At 28.2% G+C, this 4556-nt stretch carries 3 protein-coding genes; all 3 read right to left on the reverse strand.

Annotated elements, in window-relative coordinates; all coding sequences use genetic code 11:
• Positions 1–695, reverse strand: a 695-nt coding sequence (locus FGQ49_RS05405) for a hypothetical protein (protein WP_171020600.1), incomplete at its 3' end; no start/stop codon positions are given.
• 125 nt (positions 696–820) lie between these two features.
• Positions 821–2656, reverse strand: coding sequence for a hypothetical protein (locus tag FGQ49_RS05410; RefSeq protein WP_138268853.1), 1836 nt, complete (start codon positions 2654–2656; stop codon positions 821–823).
• A gap of 258 nt (positions 2657–2914) precedes the next feature.
• A partial coding sequence (locus FGQ49_RS10340; protein ID WP_171020601.1) for a hypothetical protein occupies positions 2915–4556 on the reverse strand: 1642 nt, incomplete at its 5' end.

Genomic DNA, 4556 nt, shown 5'->3' on the forward strand with positions numbered 1-4556 from the left:
TCTTCAAGATCAACCCCCTCAGGCAGCTTCGTCCTGTCCATTTCTTCAACAAGTCCTCCAAGCATTGCGTTTAAAAAATCTAAGTTATCTTTTTGCCCCGGAAGTTCAACTATTTCATGAACAACATCTCCACCTCTGTGCCCTTTATAAATAACAGAATCTTCTTTCTTATAAACGTACATAACGGTTTTTTCTTTATTGTCTATTATTTTCCCTCCCTCATATTCAAGGCGGGTTGCAAAGTATTTTTCAATTTCTTTTTTACTTGCGTTTTTATTCTCTTCTATATATTTATTTGTTGCTTTTACTGCATTTTTATAGGCAAGAGCATAATTATATGAAGTCACTTTTATTTTTACTTTGTCATATTCTTTTTCAATCTCTTTTGTACCTAAATATAAATCTTCAATCTTCTTTTTTTCTTTTGCTTTTGTCTTTTCAACTATATCATAATCGACTTTCTTATTTACATATTTTATTCCATATGTTGGTTTTGGATACATCATCTGCAATATACTTTTATAATCTTCTCCGCTTCCGTCCTCTGCCGTTAAATATTCATAACATTTATTACTTAAATCTCCTGGTACTGAATCATCATAAATATCAACAAAAAAAACTAATGCAAAGATTAATAAAAGTGGTGTAAATGCAGCTAGTTGTAAAAAAATACTCTTCTTCTCTTTTTTAGACATAATAATGTTCCTCAATTTTATCACTAAATTTATTATAATTATATCACAAAATTTATACACATAATCATAATATAGGTTTCCTTTTTTTAATACAAAAAAGACACCCATCGGTGTCTTTTTTATTCTTATTCCAAATATTTACAAGGCTTATCTTTAATTGTGCTATCCAAATTGTCAATTATTTCTTTATAGATTTTTTCCCTGTCTTCATCATTTGTAACAAGTTCATAATAAACATTGCCTTTTTCATCCGTTTTTTCGATATAATCAAATGTCATAACATTATCTCCATCGTCTCTCAAAATATCAGTTACCATAGTTTCAAACTTATCATAAGCATATTCTCTTGGTGTTTTTCCCGTTATATCTTCTGTCATCATATCAACACCATAGTTATACTCATCTCCTTCCATCATACTTAAAACATTATAGTACTCTATAGAATACACGTAAGGGTGAAAATCGACAACAACTTTGTGTTCTTTTTCATTCACTATATATGAAGGAAGTATCAAGTCATCTATTTCATTAAAATCTTCAACCTCCAGCATATGTATTATTATGTCTTTACTTTCTTCATGCACATTTTCTTTTTTTAAGTCATTTACATATTGGTTTAATTGCTTGTCAAACTGTGCATACATTTTATATTTTTCTTTATCATAATAATTATAAGATGACTTTTTTATCTGAGTAAGAAGGTTTCCTGTTATATTATCATAAACCAAATCCTTTTGGTTATCGGTTAACATAACAGTAAAGTGACTTTCTCCGTTTTTATCTACCTCTTCTTTAAATGTCAAAGTCATATTCATATCTTCTTGATATTCTTCATTTGACCATTCATAATTTATCTTAAAGTTTGAATAATCTCTGTTGAGCTCACCTTTTCCATATTCTTTAAGTTTATAATAAAAATATGATTGTCTACATTCTTCCAAACTATATTTTTCTTCAAGTTTACCATATGTATCAATACCAACTTCATTACATGACTTTTCATTTTCAATCATATCTTCATAAAATTCATTATAGTCTTTGCTGTATATATTACTGTTAAAATCTACATACATTTCACCCTTTTCATCATCGGTTATTTCAAATTTTGGATGAATTATTTCATATATACTGTCACTGTTAAAATTCTGACCTTTGTAATTAATAGTATTTATTATATCTTTGCACTGAACTAAATCTTCTCTGTCACTTTCTTTTATTTCGTCTATGTAGCCGTCAAATATCTTTTCCATATCTTCCTGGAACTTATATTCTCTTTTTAATATAAGATAATCGCATGGATTTTCTACCATTGCTTCTCTTAACCCGCCAAGGAATGAAGAATAGATTATGTAATTATTGTTTTCATTTTCTAAAGGAAGTAAATAATAATTTCTACCAATGATAAAATTTATTATATAAGAGCTTGCTCTTGTATAATTTCGGCTTTCACTCAAATGTACATTATATTCCTTTATAAAAGTTTTTGTTACTTTTTTGTCTTTGTTTTTTTCATATTCTTCTACTAAATATTTATTTAATATATCATTTTTCTCTTTTTTGTTGGTTACTTTATTTTTCTCTATTTCTTCATTTGCTTTTTCTAAAGCATTTTTATATATTAATCCATAGTTACACTGAGTAACTGTTAGTTTTACTCTGTAATCATCTGTATAATTTGTTACTTTTTCTATTTCAACATCTGCTTTGTTCATTGCCTTTTTTACGGAATTGTCTTTATTTAACATCCTGTCTATTATTTCTCTTTCATAGTTAAACTGAGGATAATCTTCATAGTTTTCCAAATCTTCCGTATATGATAAACAATCTTTTCTACATCCCCTCAACCCCAAACCGTAAAAATGGAAACCATTATCAATATAATATGCTATCGCTACAATAACGATAAGCAAAAATATTATCTGTTTTTGCTTTTTTGTAAGTTTTCTTTTTTCTTTTTCCATTTCTTTTCCCCTTTATTATAATTTAATTTCATTTTATCATTTTTTAGGTTTTTTATACAAGTTTTCTAGATTATTTTTAATATAATCTGTACCTAAATTTTCAATTATCTCATCTATATATCTGTTTTCTGGAATATTTATTCCATATTTTTCTGCAAATTCACCTGCTTTATCAAGTCCGTTTCCAATTACTTTTCCTAAAATAGCATTACTTCCTGCTTCATATATCCCATTTAAACCTCCTTTCCAAACAGCTTTTTATTTTCCACTATGTTCGTCATTATACATCTGTTGTTTATATCCATTTCCCAAATCATTAGCAATATCAATATAAAATTTATCACCTTTTAAGAGTGCCAACGCTATTAAGTCATTTTGTATATTTGCTGCTGTTATAGTATTTTGTTGCTTAGGTGTACCATTTTCTGCGATATCTGTTATTGCATAATGTAAAGGCGTTTCTTCCTTATAACTTGTATCTCTATGTAGAAGACTTGAAAGTTGTATTAGACCATCTATACGATCATTTTTATCACTTAGTGTAGCCAACCCATATAAAGTTCCAAGACTATCACTTGATAAATCTTTAATTAAATCTGATTCTCTCTTTAATATTTTTGGAGACAAATTATCCATAAACTTATCAGCTTCTTCTTGCCCAAGCTCTCTTGCAATAACAAATGTCAGTTTTCTCTCTTTTTCATCCATATTTTCAATCTTTGTCAAATCTTGATTTTTAAAAGCAGGATTTGTGCTTATAGCCAATGCATTTTCAAAATCTAAATTTTCCCCTCCGTTCTTCCTTACATTATCCTCAAGGTTAGTACCTCCATACATTTTGATCATATCATTGACTTGCTTTATTTTTTCATCATCAGAAGCAGAATCAACATCATTTTTATTATCATTCATATCTTTATTGTTAAATACATCATTAAAAGCAACATCCCAAGGTGTGCCGTTATGAGAAACTTCATATTTAAATCTTTTAAGTTTATCAAAAAAACTTTTTGATTTATAACTTTGAGCTCTTACTTTTTTAAATTGATTTGCTTCATCTTCTGTAACCTTTACAAAACCATCATATTTTTTATTTAATGCATTTACATCATTTATAGACATCTTACTTCCGTAAACAGGGTATTCATTTACATAATTTACACGCTTATCACTACTACTATCTATATCTTGTCTAAACGTTCCTACATCATCTTTCTTTTTAATTGACAAGTTCTTATTATACTCATTCATCTTTTGATTAAATTCATCTTTATTAAACTTACCATTTGGAACATAATAATAGTTCATAATATCACTTGTGTTAACTGGATTTTGCAACTTTGTATTTTTTGATTTCGATTTAGCTTTTAAATGCTCTTGTGTAAAATTCCTACTTGTTGGTTGTCCTGGTATACTTATATGCTCATAGCCATATGCTTTTTCTTTATTTGATTTACTGTCCACGTTCTGTCTAAAATCACCTACATTAGCTGTCTTTTGAACTTTTGTTGTATTTTTTGTTGTCGGCTCTACTTTCAAATACTTTTTGGTAAAGTCTTTACTTGTTGGTTGTCCTGGTATACTTATATGCTCATAACCATATGCTTTTTCTTTATTTGGTTTATTGTCCACATTCTGTCTAAAATCACCTACATTAGCTGTCTTTTGAACTTTTGTTGTATTTTTTGTTGTTGGCTCTATTTTTAAATACTTTTTGGTGAAGTCTTTACTAGTTGGTTGTCCTGGTATACTGTTATGCTCATAGACATAATTATCCATATTCTTTTCTTTGTGCTCTACATTTTTTCTAAAATATCCAACACTTGTACCCCTACTTCCGTAACCTGGATAAGCTTGATATAAACTATTATTCTTTGTATTTACAGCACTTCTTTGGTCC

Source organism: Anaerofustis stercorihominis (genome assembly GCF_005844425.1).
In the GTDB taxonomy this organism is placed as follows: Bacteria; Bacillota; Clostridia; order Eubacteriales; family Anaerofustaceae; genus Anaerofustis; species Anaerofustis butyriciformans.